A 19,732-nucleotide genomic window follows, 5' to 3' on the forward strand; every position below is an offset into this window, starting at 1 on the left:
TGGTTGCCGCCCTCTGACCCCTCCCGTTGGGTCCGGGCGGCCGGACGGGAAAGCGGGGCCAAGGCTCGCCACAGTACTCCATTCGGGCCGCTCGGGTGGAGCGGCACGCCAGCCGAGTTCATGGCCAGGAGGGGGATGGCAGCCTGAATCCTTCGAAGCGAGGCCCAATTTGGGTGGCAAGTTTCACAGAAACGACAGAATCGGAACGATCTGCTTCGTTTATCGGTCACTTCTCCCTGCAGGGTGGAACGAATGTCCAAGCGAGGCGGGAGATGCACGGCAAGGCCGAGAGCGACGGACAGCGCAAGAGCGGACGGATCGACCTGAGCGTGGCCCATGTGGCGGGCAGCGCGCTGGCGGCCGTCGCCGCCGCGGTGCTGGCGTCCAAACTGGGCGTCTACGGGACGATCCTGGGCGCCGGGGTGGTGAGCGTGGTGGCGACCGCGGGCGGCACCGTCTTCCAGCATCTGTTCCGGCGCACCGGTGAGCAGATCAAGGAGGTGCGGGTCCAGACGACGCGGCCGACCGGGCGCCGCCGGTACGGCGGTCCCGCCGGTCCGGTTGAGTGGGCCGGGCCGGGCGAGTCCCCGCCGGACCCGAACCTGAGCCCGAGCCCGACGCCGCCCCCGGCCCCCGGTGAGCACGGCGAGCGCGGTGAGTACGGCGAGCCGACCACGCACGGCGCCAGGCCGCGCGTCCGACGGCGGCATGCGGTCGGGGCGGCCGCCGTCTTCATCGTCGCCATGAGCGTGATCACGGGGATCGAGATGCTCTCCGGCGGCCCGGTGTCCAACGTATGGGGGGAGAACCGGACCGGAACCACCGTCAGCGACAGCGTGCGCGGCTCCTCGGGCTCGACGTCCACCCCCGGCCCCCCGCGCCCGGATCCGTCCGGCCCGTCGCATGGCCCCGGCTCCTCCCGGGGCGGCGATGAGACGCCGTCCCCGGGCACCTCCCGCGGGGGCGGCGCGGCCGACGCCTCGACCACGCCGACGCCCGACGCGTCCGGTTCATCCGGCTCCGGAAACAACTCCGGCAAGGATTCCGGTGACGGCTCTGACGCCGGCTCCGGCCAGGACGGCGGCACCGGCGGCACCACCGCGCCCGGCACCTCCGCGCCCGCCACCCCGGGCCCCTCCCGTACCCCGTCCGGCGGCGCCACGGAGGGCGGAGCGGACGATTCCGGCGACGCCGCACCCACCCCCGGCGCCACCGGCGCGCCGTGACGCGCCGGTTGATCGATACGGCTAGTCGCCGAGCACCCGCCGCAGATAGTCGTTGGTGAACAGCCGGTCCGGGTCCAGCCGGTCGCGCACCGCCGCGAACTCGCCGAACCGGGGGTAGACCCCGGCCAGATAGGCGGCGTCGCGGCTGTGCAGCTTTCCCCAGTGCGGACGGCCGCCGTGCGCGGTCATGATCTGCTCGGCCGCCGTGAAGTACGCCCGGTGCGGGGTGCCCCGGTACAGATGGACGGCGATGTACGCGGTCTCGCGCCCGGAGGCGGTGGACAGCGGGATGTCGTCGGCGGGCGCGGTGCGCACCTCCACCGGGAAGCTGACCCGCAGTCCGGACCGCTCGACGGTCGCCTTGAGCTCGCGCAGCACGGTGACGGCGGCCTCGCGCGGCACGGCGTACTCCATCTCCAGGAACCGCACCCGGCGCGGCGAGGTGAAGACCTTGTAAGGGATGTCCGTGTAGGTCCGGGCGGACAGGGCGCGGCTGGAGATCTTGGCGATTCCGGGAATGGTGGCGGGGACCGCCCTCCCCACCGAACAGGCCACCTGGAAGATGCCGTTGGACAGCAGCTCGTCGTCCACCCAGCCGCTGACCCGGCCCACCGGTGCTGCGGGGCCGGTGCTGCGGTTATTGCGCTTGGTGTTGCAGTTGCCGGTGTGCGGAAACCAGTAGAACTCGAAGTGCTCGTTCTCGGCCACGAGCTGTTCGAACTCGGCCATCACACGGTCGAAGGGCATGGGCTCCTCGCGCGCCGAGAGCAGGAACTCCGGTTCCACCCCGAAGGTGATCTCGCTGACCACGCCGAGCGCGCCGAGCCCGATCCGGGCCGCCGCGAAGATCTCCGGGTGCTCCTCCGCCGAGCAGCGCAGCACCGAACCGTCCGCCGTCACCAGCTCCAGACCCTTGATCTGGGCGGCTATCGAGGCGCTGTCCCGTCCGGTGCCATGGGTGCCGGTGGAGGTCGCCCCGGCCACCGTCTGCTCCATGATGTCGCCCATGTTGACCAGCGAGAGACCATGGGCCGACAGCGATTCGTTGAGCTGTCTGAGCGAGGTCCCGGCCGCGACGGTCACGGTCCCCGCCTCGCGGTCAAGACCGCGCACCCCCACCATCCGGTCGGGGCGTATCAGCAGCCCGTCGGTGGCGGCCGCGGTGGTGAAGGAGTGCCCGGTGCCCACCGCCTTCACCTTCAGCCCCTCCTCCGTCGCCCTGCGCACCACCTCGGCCAGCTCCTGCGTGGACGACGGGGTGACGATCCGCGCCGGGCGGGCCATCACGTTCCCCGCCCAGTTACGCCACACGCTGCTCCGTACGGTCTTCACGGTCCTGACGGCCATCCGCACCCGACCCCTCCCGCTGTGGCGCCGGCCGGAGCCGGCGGTACCCGAGGAACGCCACCGCGGCCGCGAGCGCCCCGGCCACGGCCGGCACCGCGTACCCCGCCCGGGCGCCGGCCGCGTCCACCACCCATCCGGCGGCCGACGAGCCGAGCGCCACCCCGACCGCGAGCCCGGTGCTCACCCAGGTCATCCCCTCGGTCAGGTGCGCGCGTGGTACGTGCCGTTCGACGAGGGCCATGGTGGTGACCATCGTGGGTGCGATGGCCAGGCCAGCGACGAAGAGCGCCACGGCCAGGAACGGCAGGTTCCCGACCAGTTGGAGCGGGATCATACTCACGGCGATCGCACAAATTCCCCACAACCAACGACGGGACACCGGACCGCTCAGCCGCAGCACCCCGAAGACCGCGCCCGCGAGGCAGGAGCCCGTCGCGTACACCGCCAGGACCAGACTGGCCGCGCCCTTGTGGCCCTCGTCCTCGGCGAAGGCCACCGTCACCACGTCGATCGCCCCGAAGATCGCGCCGGTCGCCATGAAGGTGGCCACCAGCACCTGGAGCCCGCGCGAGCGCAGCGCGGAACCGCCGGTGTGGTGCCCGCGCGGATGCGGTACGGGCTCGGTGGCCCGCTGCGCGGTCAGCGAGAAGACCCCGGCCGCCAGGAAGCAGGCGGCCAGCAGCGGGCCCGCCTCGGGGAACCAGGAGGTGGACAGCCCGATCGAGATGACCGGCCCGACGATGAAGCAGATCTCGTCGACGATGGACTCCCACGCGTACGCGGCGTGCAGCTCGCGCGGGGAGTCCCCGTAGATCGCCGCCCAGCGTGCCCGCACCATGGAGCCCACACTGGGCACACAGCCGGACGCGGCGGCGAAGACGAACAGCGTCCAGTCCGGCCAGCCCCGGTGCGCGCTCAGCAGCAGCCCGCAGACGGCCATGAGCGCCATAAGGGTCGCGGGACGCAGCACCCGGCGCTGGCCGTGCCGGTCCACCAGCCGGGAGATCTGCGGGCCGATGACGGCGGCGGAGAGCGCCAGTGTGGCCGACAGGGCGCCCGCGAGCCCGTACCGGTCGGTGAGCTCGGAGACCATGGTGACCACGCCGATGCCCGCCATGGACAGCGGCATCCGTCCGAGGAACCCGGCCGCGGAGAACTCCTTGGCGCCGGGGGCGGCGAAGATCGCGCGGTAGGGGCTGGCACTGGGCAAGGCAGACTCCGCCGTGAGCAGGATGCAGGGTAAGGATCGTCGAGCGCTGATACAGATTACGGGCCCGCGCCCGGTTCGCGCAGGGCCGTTTCCCGCCCGCTAGGGAGGACCGTTTTACGGCCGTCAGCTCCCGCCCGCCAGCCAGGGCCGTTTCCCGCCCGTCAGCGGCGGGTGGGAGGATCGGGAGCATGCCGGATCAGCCAGTACAGCCCGCCCCCGACCCCTATGACGCACTGCTGCTGCTCTCCTTCGGCGGTCCGGAGGGCCCCGATGACGTCGTGCCGTTCCTGGAGAACGTCACGCGGGGGAGGGGCATCCCCCGGGAGCGGCTCAAGGAGGTCGGGCAGCACTACTTTCTGTTCGGCGGCGTCAGTCCGATCAACGCGCAGAACCGCGAGCTGCTGCACGCGCTGCGCAAGGACTTCGCCGAGCACGGCCTGGACCTGCCGGTCTACTGGGGCAATCGCAACTGGGCGCCGTATCTGACCGACACTCTGCGCGAGATGGCCGCCGAGGGCCACCGCCGCGTCCTGGTGCTGGCCACCAGCGCCTACGCCTCGTACTCGGGCTGCCGGCAGTACCGCGAGAACCTGGCGGACGCCCTGGCCGCCCTGGAGGGCGAGGGCCTGCCGCTGCCGCGCGTGGACAAGCTGCGGCACTACTTCAACCACCCCGGCTTCGTGGGGCCCATGGTGGACAGCACGCTGGCCGCCCTCGCGGAGCTGCCCGAGGACCGGCGCGCCGGGGCCCACCTCGCGTTCACCACCCACTCCATCCCCACCGCCGCCGCCGACACTTCGGGCCCGGTGGAGGCGCACACCGGGGGCGGGGAGGGCGGTGCGTACGTCGCCCAGCACCTCGATGTCGCCCGGCTGATCGCGGACGCGGTGCGCGAGGAGACCGGCGTCGAGCGCCCCTGGCGGCTGGTCTACCAGTCGCGCAGTGGCGCCCCGCACATCCCCTGGCTGGAGCCGGACATCTGCGATCACCTCGAGGAGCTGCACGGCGAGGGGGCGCCCGCCGTCGTCATGGTCCCGATCGGCTTTGTCTCGGACCATATGGAGGTCAAGTACGACCTCGACACCGAGGCCACCGCCAAGGCCGCCGATATGGGGCTGCCGGTCTCCCGCGCCTCGACGGTCGGCGCCGATCCGCGGTTCGCCGCGTGCGTGCGCGATCTGGTGCTGGAGCGCGCGGCCACCGAGCGGTTCGCCGAGGGCCGGGCGGCGGCCGCCCCGGAGCGCTGCGCCCTGGGCGCCCTCGGCCCGAGCCATGACGTGTGCCCGGTGGGCTGCTGCCCGGCCCGGTCGCCGCGCCCCGCCGCCGCGGGGGCGGAGGTGGACTGACCGCGCCCGCCCCCGTACCCCGGGCTCCGACCGACCGCGCCCGCCGTCCCGGCCCGCCACCGCCGCTCGCCCCTCCGGGCAATCCGCTAAGGAGCACGATGACCGACCCGCTGATGACCGAACTCCTCGAGACGGCGCTGGAGGCCGCGCGCGCCGCGGGGGACCTGCTGCGCGACGGCCGTCCGGCCGACCTCGGGGTGGCGGCCACCAAATCCAGCCCGATCGACGTCGTCACCGAGATGGACATCGCCGCCGAGAAGCTGATCACCGACCTCCTCGCGCGCCGCCGCCCGCAGGACGGAGTGCTGGGGGAAGAGGGCGCGAGCAGCGAGGGCAGCAGCGGGGTGCGCTGGGTGATCGACCCGCTCGACGGCACCGTGAACTATCTCTACGGCCTGCCGTCGTGGGCGGTCAGCATCGCCGCCGAGAAGGACGGCGAGACGGTCGCCGGGGTGGTGATCGCCCCGGTGCGCGGTGAGACCTTCCACGCGGTCCTGGGCGGGGGCGCCTGGCGGAACGGGGAGCGGGTGCACTGCCGCGCCGCGGCCCCGCTCGAGGAGTCGCTGATCGGCACCGGCTTCGGGTATGTGCGCGAGCGCCGCATCGGGCAGGCCAGGGTGCTGGGCGGGCTGCTTCCGCGGGTGCGGGACATCCGGCGCGGCGGATCGGCCGCCATCGATCTGTGCGACGTGGCCTGCGGCCGGCTGAACGGCTACTACGAGCGCGGGCTCAACCCCTGGGACTTCGCGGCCGGTGCGCTCATAGCGCGCGAGGCGGGCGCGCTCACCGGAGGGCGGCCGGGCGTCCCGGCCTCCACCGAGCTGACCATCGCCGCCGCCCCCGGCCTCTTCGAGTCGCTGCGGGGGCTCCTGGACGACCTGGGCGCCTGGCACGACTGATCCCTCCGGCCCGGTCTGATCCTGCGGCCCGCGGCCCCGCCACCCACACGGAACCGCCCATCCCCAGCAAGCGCCCATCCACACGGAAGCGCCCCGGAGTCACGAGGACTCCGGGGCGCTTCGACGTGGTTACCGGATGTCTTCTGGGTCACCATCCGGCGGTGAATGGGAATCGGTCACACGGTTACGGGGAATCCGGATCTGGATCGGGTCCGGAATCCACAAGGGATCAAGCAAACGAGGCACTTACCTCGACGCCGTGCTCGGCGGCGAGGCGACGGAGGTCTTCCAGCTCCGACTGCTCCACGTCCACAAGAAAGTCGTCGCCCGTCTCACGGGCGCGAATGAGATCGGACTTGGTGTTCTCTATGCGCTGCAGAATGCCTGCGGTGAACGCGTCCATGTTGCGCCCCCTCGTCGTGGGTCGGTGGCACGGGGGTGTGCCGACGGCGGGTTGATCACGTTGAGTGGCCCCTGCCGACGGCAATGCCAGTCAGATATGCCGGGGACAGGGCGTGATCGCGGGTGTGCAATCGTCCTCCCCACCCCACCTTTGGGGGAAACCTCCGGGCCCGAAAGAATCTGAATTCGGTGTTCCGGCCGCCGCGGGCCCCTCCACCCGTCGTCCGTGATCCGCTCCACCCGTTGGCCGTGATCCGCACTCGGGATCCCGCGGCGACCCTCTTACCGCCGGTTTATGAGACTTCGAGGCAGGATGGAGGCGCCGAACACCCATCGAGTTTGGCGAGCTCACCCGCCCACTGCGGCAATCAAGGAAGGACCAACGACGTGCGCGTACTCGTCGTCGAGGACGAGCAGCTGCTCGCCGATGCGGTGGCCACCGGACTGCGCCGGGAGGCCATGGCCGTCGACGTCGTGTATGACGGGGCCGCCGCCCTGGAGCGGATCGCCGTCAACGACTATGACGTCGTCGTCCTCGACCGGGACCTGCCCCTCGTGCACGGTGACGACGTCTGCCGCAAGATCGTCGAGCTCGGCATGCCCACCCGGGTGCTGATGCTCACCGCCTCCGGTGACGTCAGTGACCGCGTGGAGGGCCTGGAGATCGGCGCGGACGACTACCTGCCCAAGCCCTTCGCCTTCAGCGAACTGATCGCGCGCGTCCGGGCGCTCGGCCGCCGGACGACCGTGGCCCTGCCGCCCGTCCTGGAGCGCGCCGGGATCAAGTTGGACCCCAACCGCCGCGAGGTGTTCCGGGACGGCAAGGAGATCCAGCTGGCGCCGAAGGAGTTCGCGGTGCTGGAGGTGCTCCTGCGCAGCGAGGGCGCCGTGGTCTCCGCGGAGCAGCTGCTGGAGAAGGCGTGGGACGAGAACACCGACCCGTTCACCAATGTGGTGCGGGTGACGGTGATGACGCTGCGCCGCAAGCTGGGCGAGCCCGCCGTGATCGTCACCGTCCCCGGCTCGGGCTACCGGATCTGATCAGGCATGGCGACGACTCCGACCCCACTGCCGCCGACGGTGCCGCCCAAGCCCAGCTGGGACCCGCAGGCCGGCTCGCGCCCCAACCCCTGGCTGCGCCCCACGATCCGGATACGGCTCACGCTGCTGTACGGCGGGATGTTCCTGATCGCCGGGGTGGTGCTGCTGACGATCATCTACCTGCTGGCCGCCCAGGCCCTCCACGTCGGCAACGAGCTGCCGTTCAAGCTGGTCGGCGGCAGTGTCCAGCCGACCAACAACACCTGCCCCGAGATCATCGGCCAGAGCAGCCCTGACCAGTTCAACGCGGTCCTGAACACCTGTATGAAGGAGCAGCGCCAGCTGGCCCTCGACGGGCTGCTGCGCCGCTCCCTGATAGCCCTCCTGGGCCTGTCCGTGATCGCCTTCGCCTTCGGCTACGCGATGGCCGGACGGGTGCTCTCGCCGCTCGGCCGGATCACCCGGACCGCGCGCCAGGTGGCCGGCTCGGACCTGTCCCGCCGGATCGAGCTGGACGGCCCGGACGACGAGCTCAAGGAGCTCGCCGACACCTTCGACGAGATGCTGGAGCGCCTGGACCGGGCGTTCACCGCCCAGCAGCGGTTCGTCGCCAACGCCTCCCACGAGCTGCGCACCCCGCTGGCGATCAACCGCACCCTGCTGGAGGTGCAGCTCTCGGACCCCCAGGCGTCCCCCGAGCTGACCCAGCTGGGCAAGACCCTGCTGGCCACCAACGAGCGCAGCGAGCAGCTGGTGGAGGGCCTGCTGTTGCTGGCCCGCAGCGACAACGAGATCGTCGACCGCAAGCCGGTGGACCTCGCCGAGGTGGCCTCCCAGGCGCTGGAGCAGGTGCGGGCGGAGGCCGAGGAGAAGGGCGTGGAGCTGCGCGGGCAGCGCGCCGCCGCGGTGGTCCAGGGCAACGGGGTGCTGCTGGAGCGGATCGCGCTGAACCTGGTCCAGAACGCGGTGCGGTACAACGTGGCCCGGGACGGCTGGGTGGAGGTCATAACCGAGAGCCGGCAGGGCCAGGCCGTGCTGGTGGTCGCGAACACCGGCCCGGTGGTCCCCGGCTACGAGATGGACAACATCTTCGAGCCCTTCCGCAGGCTCCGTACGGAGCGCACCGGCAGTGACAAGGGCGTCGGCCTCGGGCTGTCGATCGCGCGCTCGGTGGCGCGCGCCCACGGCGGCCGCATCGCGGCGGAGCCGCGCGAGGGAGGTGGCCTGGTGATGCGGGTGGTGCTGCCGGTGTGAGGCCGGAGAACGAGCGGCCGGAAACCCGTCGGGAGGTGTTCGCTTTGGGCGGAATTTTCCGGATCCGCCCACCCGATGTAGGGTGTGTGATCGATCACATGGGCGATTTTCCGGCCACATACTCTGCGTGATCGTCACGGTTGACGGAAAGCCGGGAAAATCCGGGTTTTCAGGGGCCGTGATCACGGGAAGTACACGTCATGGCGCATGTGAGTGCGACATTCGGACCGTGTACGGTCCCGATGGCCATCCAACCCGATCACCTCTTCAGGGGTGCGGTTGGGTGTCGATTGAGTAACAGACCTTGATGTGAGGCAAAATCTCCGCCTCGGGTCGGGCACAAGTCCGGCCTCTCACGCGTTACGTGCGCTGGAGACACCACAGACACCCAGAGGGGGAGAGCGACATGGCAACGGACTACGACACCCCACGCAAGACCGACGATGACGTCAACGAGGACAGCATCGAGGAACTGAAGGCTCGGCGGAACGACAAGTCCGCGTCCACCGTCGACGTGGATGAGTTCGAGCAGGCCGAGGGCCTGGAGCTGCCCGGTGCGGACCTCTCCAACGAGGAGCTGTCCGTCCGGGTCCTGCCCCGCCAGGCCGACGAGTTCACCTGCATGAGCTGCTTCCTCGTGCACCACCGCAGCCAGCTGGCCGCCGAGACCAAGAACGGCCAGCCGATCTGCCGCGACTGCGCGGCCTGAGCCGCGGGGTCGGCGTGGAGGCGGGACACGACGACATGAACGAGACCGAGCGAGGCCGGATGGCCTCGCTCGCGACCGCTGTCGGCCGTGGAGTGCGGCGAGGCGGTGAGCGCGCGAGAGCGGGGGTCTACGCGGTCACCGACCGGATCATCGCGAACGCTCCGCGCATCGCTGTCCGCGATCTCGCGACGCTGCGCAAGCAGTTCCCGGGGCTGGGCCCCGAAGAGCTCGCGGACAAGCTGGTGGCCGGCGCCGCGGGCGGTACCGCCACAGTGGGTGCGGGCGTTGGTGCCGCGGCGATGCTGCCTGCTCCGCCCGCCATGCCCACCGAGCTGGCCGCCGAGATCGTCGGCGTGGCCTCCATAGAGTTCAAGTTGATCGCCGAGTTGCACGAGGTCTACGGGGTGCGCGCGCCCGGCTCCACACGCCAGCGCGCCGTCGCCTACCTCGGCGCCTGGGCCGAGGAGCGCGGCATCGACGTCGCCCAGCCGGCGACCGTCAACGCGGCTCTCGGCGTCCAGATGAAGCGCGAGCTGCGCCAGCAGGTCCTCAGACGCAGCTTCCGGAACATGCCGTCCCTGGCGCCCTTCATGGTCGGCGCGGCCGTGGGAGCCACGATGAACCGGCGCGACACCAAGAAGCTCGCGCGCAAGGTCCGCAAGGATCTGCGGGCCAAGCAGATCCCCTGGGACCTCCCCGTGGCCCTGGAGGAATGAACTCCCCGCCCTGGAGGAACGCACTCCTCGCGCGCCCCCGTCACGCCGAGCGCACGGCCGTGAGCGCGGCGGCGAGCGCCTTGGGATCCCGTGTGGACACATACACATACGGTGTTGGGTCCTCCGGATCGGTGACCTCCACCCGCAGCGCGGTCGGGATGTAGCTGCGCAGCAGCATGAACGCCTGCGGATCGGCCTTGTAGCTCCGCCAGGCGGCCGCCTCCTCGGCGTCCAGCACCTGCGGCGTCCCCAGCGCCGACACCGGGATCTTCGCCTCTCCGGCCACCAGCGAGTCCGCCACCACGCGCACCCGCGCCGAGCCGTACGAACTCACCCCCACACAGGCCAGTGCCGCCCCGCCGATCAGCCCGCCGAGCATCGGCAGAGTGCCGAACGGCAGCATGATCAGCCCCACCGAGACCCCGATCAGGATGGCGATGAGCCACCAGGAAGGGGGTGCGCTGAGACGTTCCTCATAAGGCTGCATGCGTATCAGCTTGGCACGGCCGCCAACCCGAACTCTCCGCGCGGGTAAGGTCAGCCGTTGTGAGTGGACGAACGACAGGGCTGACGCCGCCGGAGGACTCCAAGGCGCCCGTGCGCCACCCCGACGCACCCGCGCCGGGGGAAACCCTCGGCGCGCACTACGACCAGTGTTTCGGCTGCGGCCACCAGCCGGGGGGCCTGGGGCTGACCACACGGGCTGGCGAGGGCGTGAGCGTCACCGCCGAGTTCACCGTGCGCACCGGCCACCAGGGCGCGCCCGGCCTGGCCCACGGCGGGGTGCTGGCCGCGGCGCTGGACGAGACGCTCGGATCGCTCAACTGGCTCCAGCGGGTGATCGCGGTGACCGGGCGGCTGGAGACGGACTTCGTACGGCCCGTGCCGGTCGGCGCCGAGCTCCACCTGGAGGCGCGGGTGGACGCCGTGCACGGACGCAAGATCTACTGCTCGGCCACGGGCCGGATCGACGCCCCCGACGGCCCCGTCGCGGTGCGGGCGCAGGCCCTCTTCATAGAGGTGCGGGTCGACCACTTCATCGAGAACGGCCGGACGGAGGAGATCGACGCGGCGCTCGCCGATCCGGACCAGGTGAGGGTCGCGCGCGCCTTCGAGGTGAACCCATGAGCCCGCTCCCCGTAGACGTGCTGTTCCGCAGGGTGGACCCCGAGGTGCCGGTCCCCGGCTACGCCCACCCCGGCGACGCCGGGGCCGACCTGGTCACCACCGAGCCCGCCGAACTGGCCCCCGGGGAGCGCGCGGTCCTGCCCACCGGAGTGTCTATCGCACTCCCGGAGGGGTATGCCGCCTTCGTGCACCCACGGTCCGGACTTGCCGCGCGCTGCGGGGTCGCCATGGTGAATGCCCCGGGGACCATCGATGCCGGGTACCGTGGAGAGATCAAGGTGATCGTGGTCAATCTGGACCCGCGCGAGAGCGTGCGGTTCGAGCGCTTCGACCGGATCGCCCAATTGGTCGTCCAGCAGGTCGAGAAGGTGCGCTTCCAGGAGGTGGCGGAGCTTCCCGGGTCGGCGCGGGCCGAAGGGGGCTTCGGGTCCACCGGCGGCCATGCCGCCGTGGACGGCACAACGGGTGGGAATGGATACGCTTCGGTCGGTTCCGACCGGGAAGGACGATGACGTGTTCGGACGTCGCCGCAAGCGCAGCAAGGAGGACGTCGAGTCGCTCGACGTGACCTCCGACGAGTTGGCCGAGGACGCGGAGGACGCGGGCGGCGCTGAGGACACCGCCGCGCCCGCGGAGACCGGGCGGGTGAGCCTGCCCCCGGCCCCGCGCCCCGAGGGCCCCTGGGACGTGTCCGAGGTGCGTGAGCCCGGCGAGGGCCGGGTGGACCTCGGTGGTCTGTTCGTGCCCGGCGTGGAGGGCATGGAGCTGCGGGTGGAGGTCGCGGGCGACGCGATCGTCGCCGCGACCGTGGTGCTGCGGGACAGCGCCGTGCAGCTCCAGGGGTTCGCCGCGCCCAAGAAGGAAGGCATCTGGGGCGAGGTGCGCGACGAGATCGCCACCGGCATCACCCAGCAGGGCGGGATCGTGGACGAGGTCGAGGGCCCGCTCGGCTGGGAGCTGCGCGCCCAGGTGCCGGTGCAGCTCCCGGACGGCAAGAACGGTGTGCAGGTGGTCCGCTTCGTCGGCGTGGACGGGCCCCGCTGGTTCCTGCGCGGTGTGATCTCCGGGCAGGGCGCGGTGCAGCCCGAGACCGGCAGCCTCCTGGAAGCGATCTTCCGGGACACGGTCGTGGTGCGCGGTGAGGGCCCGATGGCCCCGCGCGACCCGATCGTCCTCAAGCTGCCGGACGACGCGCAGATGGTGCCCGACGGGGTGCAGCAGGACGAGGCGCAGGGCTCGCGGTTCGCGGGCGGCGCCGACCGGCTCCAGCGCGGCCCGGAGATCTCCGAGGTGCGCTGAGCCGTCCGCGCGCACGAGAGCTCGCACACGGCAGCTCCCGTGCGGCAGCTCGTGTACGACGGCTCCCGTATGGCGGAGAGCCAAGGCCCGGAAGGGGCCCGGGGCAGGGCCCCGGGCCCCTTCGGCATGTTCCGGAGCCTCCCCGCGGGGTTCTCGGGGTTCTCGGGGTTTTCCCTGAACCCTTTGAACACCCCCGCCGCACCGGCCGTACTCATGGGCGCGAGCCCTTGTGATCCTTGGCGGGCCGCTCGCTCGCGTCCGACCGGGCCGACGGCGCAAGGCCCGGTCCGATGGATGTGAGCGTCTGCTGGTGGACCGTACTCTTCTCTGCGGAGTACGGCCCACCGGCCTTCCCCGCGCGCCGCGGGGCGTCCGGGCGCCGCGCGTCAGAGACGCGTCAAGAGGGCGCCGATGGCCGTAAGGGAGGCGTCAAGGGACGGCCGGTCCGGCCGGGGGGCGCGGTTTGCTCGACGGGTACCGCCCGCCGGAGCTCGCCGAGCGCTCGGGCGCCGTCCAGCGGGGCAAAGCCGTCCAACAGGGAAAATGGGGGCATGGCACGCGGAAAGTTGCGGATCTACCTCGGTGCGGCACCAGGCGTCGGCAAGACCTGCGCGATGCTCTCCGAGGGGCACCGCAGGGTCGAGCGGGGCACGGACCTCGTGGTCGGCTTCGTGGAGCACCACGGCCGCCGGCGCACCCAGGTGATGACGCACGGGCTCGAGGACGTGCCCCGCCGGGAGGTGGAGTACCGGGGGTCCGCCTTCGGCGAGATGGACGTGGACGCGGTGCTGGCGCGCCGCCCCGCCGTCGCGCTCATCGACGAGCTCGCCCACACCAACGTCCCCGGCTGCCGGAACGAGAAGCGCTGGCAGGACGTCGAGGAGCTGCTGCGGGCGGGCATCGACGTCGTCTCCACCGTCAACATCCAGCACCTGGAGTCGCTGGGGGACGTCGTGGAGTCGATCACGGGGGTACGGCAGCGGGAGACCGTCCCGGACGAGGTGGTGCGCCGGGCCGACCAGATCGAGCTGGTCGACATGTCGCCCCAGGCGCTGCGCCGCCGGATGGCGCACGGCAACGTCTACGCGCCCGACAAGGTCGACGCCGCGCTGTCGAACTACTTCCGGCCCGGGAATCTGACCGCGCTGCGCGAGCTGGCGCTGCTGTGGACCGCCGACCGGGTGGACGAATACCTCCAGCAGTACCGGAACGAGCACTCCATCCGCTCCACCTGGCAGGCGCGCGAGCGCATCGTCGTCGGGCTGACCGGCGGCCCGGAGGGGCGGACGCTGATCCGCCGGGCGGCCCGGATGGCCGCCAAGGGCTCGGGCAGCGAACTCCTCGCCGTCTACATCGCCCGCAGCGACGGCCTGACCTCGGCCTCCCCCAAGGAGCTCGCGGTCCAGCGCACCCTCGTCGAAGACCTCGGGGGCACCTTCCACCACGTCATAGGGGAGGACATCCCCGGTGCGCTGCTGGAGTTCGCCCGCGGGGTCAACGCGACCCAGATCGTGCTCGGCTCCAGCCGCCGCAAGACCTGGCAGTACGTGTTCGGACCCGGGGTGGGCGCCACCGTCGCCCGGGACTCCGGGCCCGACCTGGACGTCCACATCGTCACCCATGACGAGGTGGCCAAGGGCCGCGGGCTGCCGGTGGCGCGCGGCGCCCGGCTGGGCCGCTCCCGGCTGATCGCGGGCTGGGCGGTCGGGGTCGCCGGGCCGACCGCGCTCACGCTGCTGCTCACCGGCACCGGCGCCACCCTCGCCTCGGAGGCCGGGCCCGGCTTCGCCAACGAGGTGCTGCTCTTCCTGTTCCTCAATGTGCTGGCCGCCCTGCTGGGCGGCATGGTGCCCGCGCTCGCCTCGGCGGCCGTCGGATCGCTGCTGCTCAACTACTACTTCACCCCGCCCACCCACACCCTGACCATCGCCGACCCCGAGAACATCGTCGCCATAGCGATCTTCGTGGCGGTGGCCGTCTGTGTGGCGTCCGTGGTGGACCTCGCCGCCCGCCGCACCCACCAGGCCGCCCGGCTGCGCGCCGAGTCCGAGATACTGTCCTTCCTCGCGGGCAGCGTGCTGCGCGGTGAGACCAGCCTGGAGGCGCTGCTGGAGCGGGTACGCGAGACGTTCGCCATGGACTCCGTGGCGCTGCTGGAGCGGGAGAGCGATGTCGCCCCCTGGACCTGTGCGGGCAGCGTCGGCGGCCAGGATGGGACCCCGCCGCCCGAACGGCCCGAGGACGCGGAGGTGGACATGCCGGTCGGCGACCATCTGGCGCTCGCGCTCTCCGGCCGGGTCCTGCCCGCGGAGGACCGCCGGGTGCTCGCCGCCTTCGCCGCCCAGGCCGCCGTCGTGCTCGACCGGCAGCGGCTGGCCCAGGAGGCCGGGCAGGCCCGTGAGCTGGCCGAGGGGAACCGCATCCGCACCGCGCTGCTCGCCGCCGTCAGCCACGATCTGCGCACCCCGCTCGCGGCCATCAAGGCGGCCGTGAGCTCCCTGCGCTCCGACGACGTGGCCTGGTCGGCGGAGGACGAGGCCGAGCTGCTTGAGGGTATCGAGAGCGGCGCCGACCGGCTGGACCACCTGGTGGGCAACCTCCTGGACATGTCCCGGCTGCAGACCGGCACCGTCACCCCGCTCATCCGGGAGATCGACCTGGACGAGGTGGTGCCGATGGCGCTCGTCGGCGTCCCCGAGGCCGAGGTCGCCCTCGACATCCCCGAGGAGCTGCCGATGGTCGCGGTCGACCCCGGGCTGCTGGAGCGCGCCGTGGCCAACATCGTGGAGAACGCGGTGAAGTACAGCCCGCCGGACCGCCCCGTGCTGGTCTCCGCGAGCGCCCTCGGCGACCGGGTGGAGCTGCGGGTGGCCGACGGCGGCCCGGGCGTACCGGACAGCGAGAAGGACCGCATCTTCGAGCCCTTCCAGCGGTACGGGGACGCCCCGCGCGGCGCCGGGGTCGGCCTCGGGCTCGCCGTCGCCCGCGGCTTCGCCGGGGCCATGGGCGGGCGGCTGACCGCCGAGGACACCCCCGGCGGCGGGATGACGATGGTGCTCACGCTGCGTGCCGCCCGCGACCGCGTTCCGGCCGGCCCCGGCCTCCCGGTCCAGGTCGGCTCCGCCCCAGGCACGACGGAACGGAAAGGCAGGCCCGCCGGATGAACCGGGTGCTCGTGGTGGACGACGAGCCACAGATCGTGCGCGCCCTCGTGATCAACCTCAAGGCGCGCAAGTACGAGGTGGACGCGGCCTCGGACGGCGCCACCGCACTCCGGCTCGCCGCCGCCCGCCACCCCGATGTGATCGTGCTCGACCTCGGGCTGCCCGACATGGACGGGGTGGAGGTGATCAGGGGGCTCCGGGGCTGGACCCGGGTGCCGATCCTGGTGCTCTCCGCCCGCCAGACCTCGGACGAGAAGGTCGAGGCGCTGGACGCCGGGGCGGACGACTACGTCACCAAGCCGTTCGGCATGGACGAGCTGCTGGCCCGGCTGCGCGCGGCCGTCCGCCGCGCCGAGCCCGTCGGGCGGCCGGAGGACTCGGTGGTGGTGGAGACCGGCACGTTCACCGTCGACCTGGCCGCCAAGAAGGCCCATCGCGACGGCCGCGACGTGCGGCTGACCCCCACCGAATGGCATCTGCTGGAGGTCCTGGTGCGCAACGCCGGGCGCCTGGTCAGCCAGAAGCAGCTGCTGCAGGAGGTCTGGGGCCCCTCCTACGGCACCGAGAGCAACTACCTGCGGGTGTACATGGCGCAGCTGCGCCGCAAGCTGGAGGCCGACCCCTCGCACCCGCGCCACTTCGTCACGGAGCCGGGCATGGGCTACCGGTTCGAGCGATGAGCGCGGGGACTGCGTTTCGCCGATGGCGCACCGGTACGCTGGCCGTATGAGTTCCGTACGCCACCCCTCCGACGGGGCTGACAGGGGAGACAGGCCGGGGAAGCCGCCCGGCCGGTTCCGGCGGATGCTGGACCGGTTGTCGAGCTCCCAGGAGGAACTGCACTCCGCCGAGTTGCAGCAGGACGCGGAGGCCGCGGGCTGCACCAAGATCGGCGACTGCGGTGACCGTCAGATCGTCAAGGTGACGGGCACGCTGCGCACGGTGACCCTCAGGCCGCGGGCCGGAGTTCCCGCACTGGAGGCGGAGCTCTTCGACGGCACCGCCGCGCTGGACGTGGTGTGGCTGGGCCGTCGCTCCATCCTCGGGATAGAGCCGGGGCGCAGGCTGATCGCCTCGGGCCGGATCTCCATGAGCCATGGGCGCCGGGTGCTGTTCAATCCGAAGTACGAACTCCGACCGCTCGGACAGGAGTAGCCGGTGACGCCAGACGACAAGACGCCCCCGACCGGGCACCGACGCACCGCCGCCGACAGCAGGGCGGCGGCGGACACCGCGCTCCTTGAGGCGTTCGGCGGGGTGCGGGGCATGGTGGACACCACCGTCCCCGGTCTGGTCTTCGTGCTGCTGTACACGATCAAGCGGGACATCCACCTCGCCGCGATCGCCGCCCTCGGCCTCACCGTGCTGCTCGGGCTCGCCCGGCTGGTGCGCAAGGAGACGCTGAAGCACGCCTTCAGCGGGGTCTTCGGGGTCGCGTTCGGCGCGATCTTCGCGATGATGTCCGGCGACGCGAAGAACTTCTACCTGCCGGGCATGCTCTACACCCTGGGCCTGGCGGTCGCCTACATCCTCTCGGCGATCTTCCGCTTCCCGCTGATCGGGGTGCTGCTCGGGCCGATGCTCAAGGAGAACCTCTCCTGGCGCACCCGCAACCCGGGCCGGTTCCGCGCCTACACCCGGTCCACCTGGGCGTGGGGGCTGATCCTGCTGGCCAAGTCGGCGGTGCTGTTCCCGCTCTACTGGTGGGGGGACGCCACCCAGCTCGGCTGGGTCAAGGTCGCGCTGGGGATTCCGCCGTTCCTGCTCTGCGTCTATCTGACCTGGATCTTCCTGGCCAAGGCCCCGCCGCCGATCGACGTCATCGCGGAGCTGGAGGCGGAGGAGAAGGCCGAGCGGGAGCGCGAGCGGACGAAGGCGGAGGCCGACAAGATCGCCGATCCGCTGCTCTCGGAGTGGACCGGCCAGATCGTCTCCGAGGCCCGTACCGAATCCGCCGACCGGCAGCCGCCCCGGCACTAGGGCCGTCACCGGGGCATCAGTGTGGATCGTGCCCGCCGCCCGGGAGACCGGGCGGCGGGCACCGTGCCAGGGCCCAGCCCCCGTCAGCCCGCGGCGTCCTGGCGCTGGACGGACAGCAGTTGCTCCAGCTGCTCCTCGCGCGCCTGCGCCGCGACGAACAGCAGCTCGTCCCCGGCCTCCAGCACATCGTCCTTGTTCGGGGTCAGTACGCGGGTGCCACGGATGATGGTGACCAGCGTGGTGTCCTCCGGCCACTCCACATCGCCGACCCGGGTGCCCACCAGCGCGGCCTCCGGCGGCAGCGTCAGCTCCACCAGGTTGGCGTCGCCGTGGCTGAAGCGGAGCAGCCGCACCAGATCGCCGACGCTCACCGCCTCCTCGACCAGCGCCGACATCAGACGCGGGGTGGAGACGGCCACATCGACGCCCCACGCCTCGTTGAACAGCCACTCGTTCTTGGGGTTGTTGACCCGGGCGACCACCCGGGGCACCCCGTACTCGGTCTTGGCGAGCAGCGAGACGACCAGGTTGACCTTGTCGTCACCGGTGGCCGCGATGACCACGTTGCAGCGCTGCAGCGCGGCCTCGTCCAGCGAGGTGATCTCGCACGCGTCGGCCAGCAGCCACTCGGCCTGCGGCACCCGCTCCACCGAGATGGCGGTCGGCGCCTTGTCGATGAGCAGCACCTCGTGCCCGTTCTCCAGCAGCTCGCTCGCGATGGAACGCCCCACGGCGCCCGCACCGGCAATGGCAACCCTCACGGCGCCTCCTCGTTCGCTTCTCCGCCCGCACGGCGCAGAAGTGCGGCCTTCGCGGTCGCCTGCGGCCCGGCGGCCGTGCGTGCGGCGCTCACCGGCCTGCCCCCTCGGGACCCTTTTCGAACGCCGCCTCGACCTTCTGGATCGCATCGGTGCGCATCATCACATGCACCAGGTCGCCCTCCTGCAGCACCGTCCCGGAGGTCGGCAGCATCGCCTCGCCGAGCCGGGTGAGGAACGCGACCCGCACACCGGTCTCCTCCTGGAGGGTGCTGACCCTGTGGCCCACCCACGAGGGGGAGATGTGCACCTCGGCCAGCTGGACCCCGCCGCTGGGGTCCCGCCACAGCGGCTCCGCGCCGGACGGCAGCAGCCGCCGCAGCATCTGGTCGGCGGTCCAGCGCACGGTGGCCACGGTCGGGATGCCGAGGCGCTGATAGACCTCGGCGCGGCGGGGGTCGTAGATCCGGGCCGCCACGTTCTCCACGCCGAACATCTCGCGGGCCACCCGGGCCGCGATGATGTTGGAGTTGTCGCCGCTGCTGACCGCGGCGAAGGCCCCGGCCTCCTCGATGCCCGCCTCGCGCAGGGTGTCCTGGTCGAAGCCGACGCCGGTCACCCGGCGCCCGCCGAAGCCCGCGCCGAGGCGGCGGAAGGCGGTGGGGTCCTGGTCGACGACCGCGACCGTGTGCCCCTGCTGCTCCAGGGTCTGGGCGAGGGCCGCGCCCACCCGGCCACAGCCCATGATCACGATATGCATGCGTCCTACCCCGCACTCCTGATGACCGTGCCGACCTGCGCAAACACCCTGCTCACATCTTCCTTCCAGGACTTACGGAGCGACAGCGGGGCGTTACCCCGATGCCGGTGCGCGGGGACGACGGGAGTCGGCCGCGGCGGCACCTGTCCCCACCGTATCCGCACCGGCGGCCCGCTCCCCCGTCCCGTCCGCGCGTGACGGTCCGGAAATGAAGGGGGTGACGTACGACATAGCGCGAAAGTTCCCGCGGTGATCGGGGATCGGTGATCGGGGATGGCAGGAGGGGACGGCAGGCGATCGCGGACACCCTGTGAGGAAAGAGGTAATGATCATTTCCGGTTGCGGACGCGCAGTGAAAAGGCTGTCGGCGGTCAGCCGTGACCACTACGGTGGGCCCGGGCCGCGGCGCGCCTCGGAGGCCGCGATCCTTCATCTTCGTCTGAAATTCCGGATCTTCACCGAAACCACATGACAAAAGCCCAGCGGTGTCCAC

Annotated in this window: 20 protein-coding genes; 14 read left to right on the forward strand and 6 right to left on the reverse strand. The window is 71.8% G+C overall.

The features are described from left to right. The first annotated feature begins 272 nt into the window (after positions 1–272). Positions 273–1,226: a hypothetical protein gene (locus VT50_RS24780; RefSeq protein WP_053048698.1), complete on the forward strand. Its 954-nt coding sequence runs from the start codon at positions 273–275 to the stop codon at positions 1,224–1,226. A 21-nt stretch (positions 1,227–1,247) separates the two neighbouring features. On the opposite strand, the gene VT50_RS24785 is transcribed toward VT50_RS24780, so the two are convergent. Continuing rightward, positions 1,248–2,573 (reverse strand): D-arabinono-1,4-lactone oxidase, encoded by a 1,326-nt coding sequence (locus tag VT50_RS24785; protein WP_046088483.1) that lies wholly within the window; start codon positions 2,571–2,573, stop codon positions 1,248–1,250. After that, a complete protein-coding gene (locus VT50_RS24790) occupies positions 2,527–3,783 on the reverse strand; it encodes an MFS transporter (protein ID WP_046088482.1) in 1,257 nt (418 codons plus the stop codon). Before VT50_RS24790 ends, VT50_RS24785 begins: the two co-directional genes overlap by 47 nt. A gap of 188 nt (positions 3,784–3,971) precedes the next feature. Here VT50_RS24790 and VT50_RS24795 point away from each other — a divergent pair, with 188 nt between their 5' ends. Then, positions 3,972–5,129, forward strand: coding sequence for a ferrochelatase (locus tag VT50_RS24795; RefSeq protein ID WP_046088461.1), 1,158 nt, complete (start codon positions 3,972–3,974; stop codon positions 5,127–5,129). A 98-nt stretch (positions 5,130–5,227) separates the two neighbouring features. Next, on the forward strand, positions 5,228–6,028 hold the full coding sequence (locus VT50_RS24800) for an inositol monophosphatase family protein (RefSeq protein ID WP_046088460.1): 801 nt from the start codon (positions 5,228–5,230) through the stop codon (positions 6,026–6,028). A gap of 229 nt (positions 6,029–6,257) precedes the next feature. On the opposite strand, the gene VT50_RS39725 is transcribed toward VT50_RS24800, so the two are convergent. Then, positions 6,258–6,431 (reverse strand): hypothetical protein, encoded by a 174-nt coding sequence (locus tag VT50_RS39725; RefSeq protein WP_020867951.1) that lies wholly within the window; start codon positions 6,429–6,431, stop codon positions 6,258–6,260. Positions 6,432–6,817: 386 nt separating this feature from the next. On the opposite strand from VT50_RS39725, the gene VT50_RS24805 reads away from it, so the two are divergent. The 4 genes from VT50_RS24805 (at position 6,818) to VT50_RS24820 (ending at position 10,150) form a co-directional block, all read left to right on the forward strand. Beyond that, entirely contained in the window at positions 6,818–7,471 is a 654-nt protein-coding gene (locus tag VT50_RS24805; RefSeq protein ID WP_046088459.1) for a response regulator transcription factor, read from the forward strand. 6 nt (positions 7,472–7,477) lie between these two features. Then, positions 7,478–8,725, forward strand: coding sequence for a sensor histidine kinase (locus VT50_RS24810; RefSeq protein WP_046088458.1), 1,248 nt, complete (start codon positions 7,478–7,480; stop codon positions 8,723–8,725). A 406-nt stretch (positions 8,726–9,131) separates the two neighbouring features. Beyond that, positions 9,132–9,434, forward strand: coding sequence for a DUF4193 domain-containing protein (locus tag VT50_RS24815; protein ID WP_009714537.1), 303 nt, complete (start codon positions 9,132–9,134; stop codon positions 9,432–9,434). Further along, complete coding sequence (locus VT50_RS24820; RefSeq protein WP_420822223.1) at positions 9,344–10,150, forward strand: hypothetical protein; 807 nt, start codon at positions 9,344–9,346, stop codon at positions 10,148–10,150. The genes VT50_RS24815 and VT50_RS24820 overlap by 91 nt, the downstream gene beginning before the upstream one ends. Before the next feature lie 40 nt (positions 10,151–10,190). On the opposite strand, the gene VT50_RS24825 is transcribed toward VT50_RS24820, so the two are convergent. Continuing rightward, complete coding sequence (locus VT50_RS24825; protein WP_046088457.1) at positions 10,191–10,637, reverse strand: DUF3093 domain-containing protein; 447 nt, start codon at positions 10,635–10,637, stop codon at positions 10,191–10,193. Between the two features lie 59 nt (positions 10,638–10,696). On the opposite strand from VT50_RS24825, the gene VT50_RS24830 reads away from it, so the two are divergent. The 7 genes from VT50_RS24830 to VT50_RS24860 all read left to right on the forward strand — a co-directional run bounded on the left by VT50_RS24830 (position 10,697) and on the right by VT50_RS24860 (position 17,721). Continuing rightward, positions 10,697–11,278, forward strand: a complete 582-nt coding sequence (locus tag VT50_RS24830) for a PaaI family thioesterase (RefSeq protein ID WP_046088456.1) — start codon at positions 10,697–10,699, stop codon at positions 11,276–11,278. Continuing rightward, entirely contained in the window at positions 11,275–11,790 is a 516-nt protein-coding gene (dut, locus tag VT50_RS24835; protein ID WP_075200456.1) for a dUTP diphosphatase, read from the forward strand. Before VT50_RS24830 ends, dut begins: the two co-directional genes overlap by 4 nt. Position 11,791: 1 nt before the next feature. Beyond that, on the forward strand, positions 11,792–12,577 hold the full coding sequence (locus VT50_RS24840; RefSeq protein WP_046088454.1) for a DUF3710 domain-containing protein: 786 nt from the start codon (positions 11,792–11,794) through the stop codon (positions 12,575–12,577). Positions 12,578–13,128: 551 nt separating this feature from the next. After that, the gene (locus VT50_RS24845) at positions 13,129–15,741 is read left to right on the forward strand and encodes a sensor histidine kinase (protein ID WP_046088453.1); all 2,613 of its coding nucleotides are present in this window, start codon (positions 13,129–13,131) and stop codon (positions 15,739–15,741) included. Then, positions 15,738–16,421, forward strand: a complete 684-nt coding sequence (locus VT50_RS24850; RefSeq protein WP_046088452.1) for a response regulator — start codon at positions 15,738–15,740, stop codon at positions 16,419–16,421. Before VT50_RS24845 ends, VT50_RS24850 begins: the two co-directional genes overlap by 4 nt. A gap of 124 nt (positions 16,422–16,545) precedes the next feature. Beyond that, positions 16,546–16,896, forward strand: a complete 351-nt coding sequence (locus tag VT50_RS24855) for an OB-fold nucleic acid binding domain-containing protein (protein ID WP_046088451.1) — start codon at positions 16,546–16,548, stop codon at positions 16,894–16,896. 3 nt (positions 16,897–16,899) lie between these two features. Next, positions 16,900–17,721: a DUF3159 domain-containing protein gene (locus VT50_RS24860; protein WP_046088450.1), complete on the forward strand. Its 822-nt coding sequence runs from the start codon at positions 16,900–16,902 to the stop codon at positions 17,719–17,721. 83 nt (positions 17,722–17,804) lie between these two features. Here the strand turns inward: VT50_RS24860 and VT50_RS24865 are convergent, their stop codons facing one another. Both VT50_RS24865 and VT50_RS24870 read right to left on the reverse strand, forming a co-directional pair. Next, positions 17,805–18,482: a potassium channel family protein gene (locus VT50_RS24865; protein WP_030834322.1), complete on the reverse strand. Its 678-nt coding sequence runs from the start codon at positions 18,480–18,482 to the stop codon at positions 17,805–17,807. Positions 18,483–18,570: 88 nt separating this feature from the next. Beyond that, on the reverse strand, positions 18,571–19,239 hold the full coding sequence (locus VT50_RS24870) for a potassium channel family protein (protein WP_046088449.1): 669 nt from the start codon (positions 19,237–19,239) through the stop codon (positions 18,571–18,573). Between the last annotated feature and the right edge of the window lie 493 nt (positions 19,240–19,732).

Source organism: Streptomyces antioxidans (assembly GCF_000968685.2).
Lineage (GTDB): Bacteria > Actinomycetota > Actinomycetes > Streptomycetales > Streptomycetaceae > Streptomyces > Streptomyces antioxidans.

Coding starts and splice junctions, on each gene's coding strand:
- VT50_RS24870 (WP_046088449.1), bottom strand. CDS start 19,239: ATGCATATCGTGATCATGGGCTGTGGCCGGGTGGGCGCGGCCCTCGCC.
- VT50_RS24810 (WP_046088458.1), top strand. CDS start 7,478: ATGGCGACGACTCCGACCCCACTGCCGCCGACGGTGCCGCCCAAGCCC.
- VT50_RS24845 (WP_046088453.1), top strand. CDS start 13,129: ATGGCACGCGGAAAGTTGCGGATCTACCTCGGTGCGGCACCAGGCGTC.
- VT50_RS39725 (WP_020867951.1), bottom strand. CDS start 6,431: ATGGACGCGTTCACCGCAGGCATTCTGCAGCGCATAGAGAACACCAAG.
- VT50_RS24815 (WP_009714537.1), top strand. CDS start 9,132: ATGGCAACGGACTACGACACCCCACGCAAGACCGACGATGACGTCAAC.
- VT50_RS24780 (WP_053048698.1), top strand. CDS start 273: ATGCACGGCAAGGCCGAGAGCGACGGACAGCGCAAGAGCGGACGGATC.
- VT50_RS24800 (WP_046088460.1), top strand. CDS start 5,228: ATGACCGACCCGCTGATGACCGAACTCCTCGAGACGGCGCTGGAGGCC.
- dut (WP_075200456.1), top strand. CDS start 11,275: ATGAGCCCGCTCCCCGTAGACGTGCTGTTCCGCAGGGTGGACCCCGAG.
- VT50_RS24785 (WP_046088483.1), bottom strand. CDS start 2,573: ATGGCCGTCAGGACCGTGAAGACCGTACGGAGCAGCGTGTGGCGTAAC.
- VT50_RS24855 (WP_046088451.1), top strand. CDS start 16,546: ATGCTGGACCGGTTGTCGAGCTCCCAGGAGGAACTGCACTCCGCCGAG.
- VT50_RS24795 (WP_046088461.1), top strand. CDS start 3,972: ATGCCGGATCAGCCAGTACAGCCCGCCCCCGACCCCTATGACGCACTG.
- VT50_RS24850 (WP_046088452.1), top strand. CDS start 15,738: ATGAACCGGGTGCTCGTGGTGGACGACGAGCCACAGATCGTGCGCGCC.
- VT50_RS24825 (WP_046088457.1), bottom strand. CDS start 10,637: ATGCAGCCTTATGAGGAACGTCTCAGCGCACCCCCTTCCTGGTGGCTC.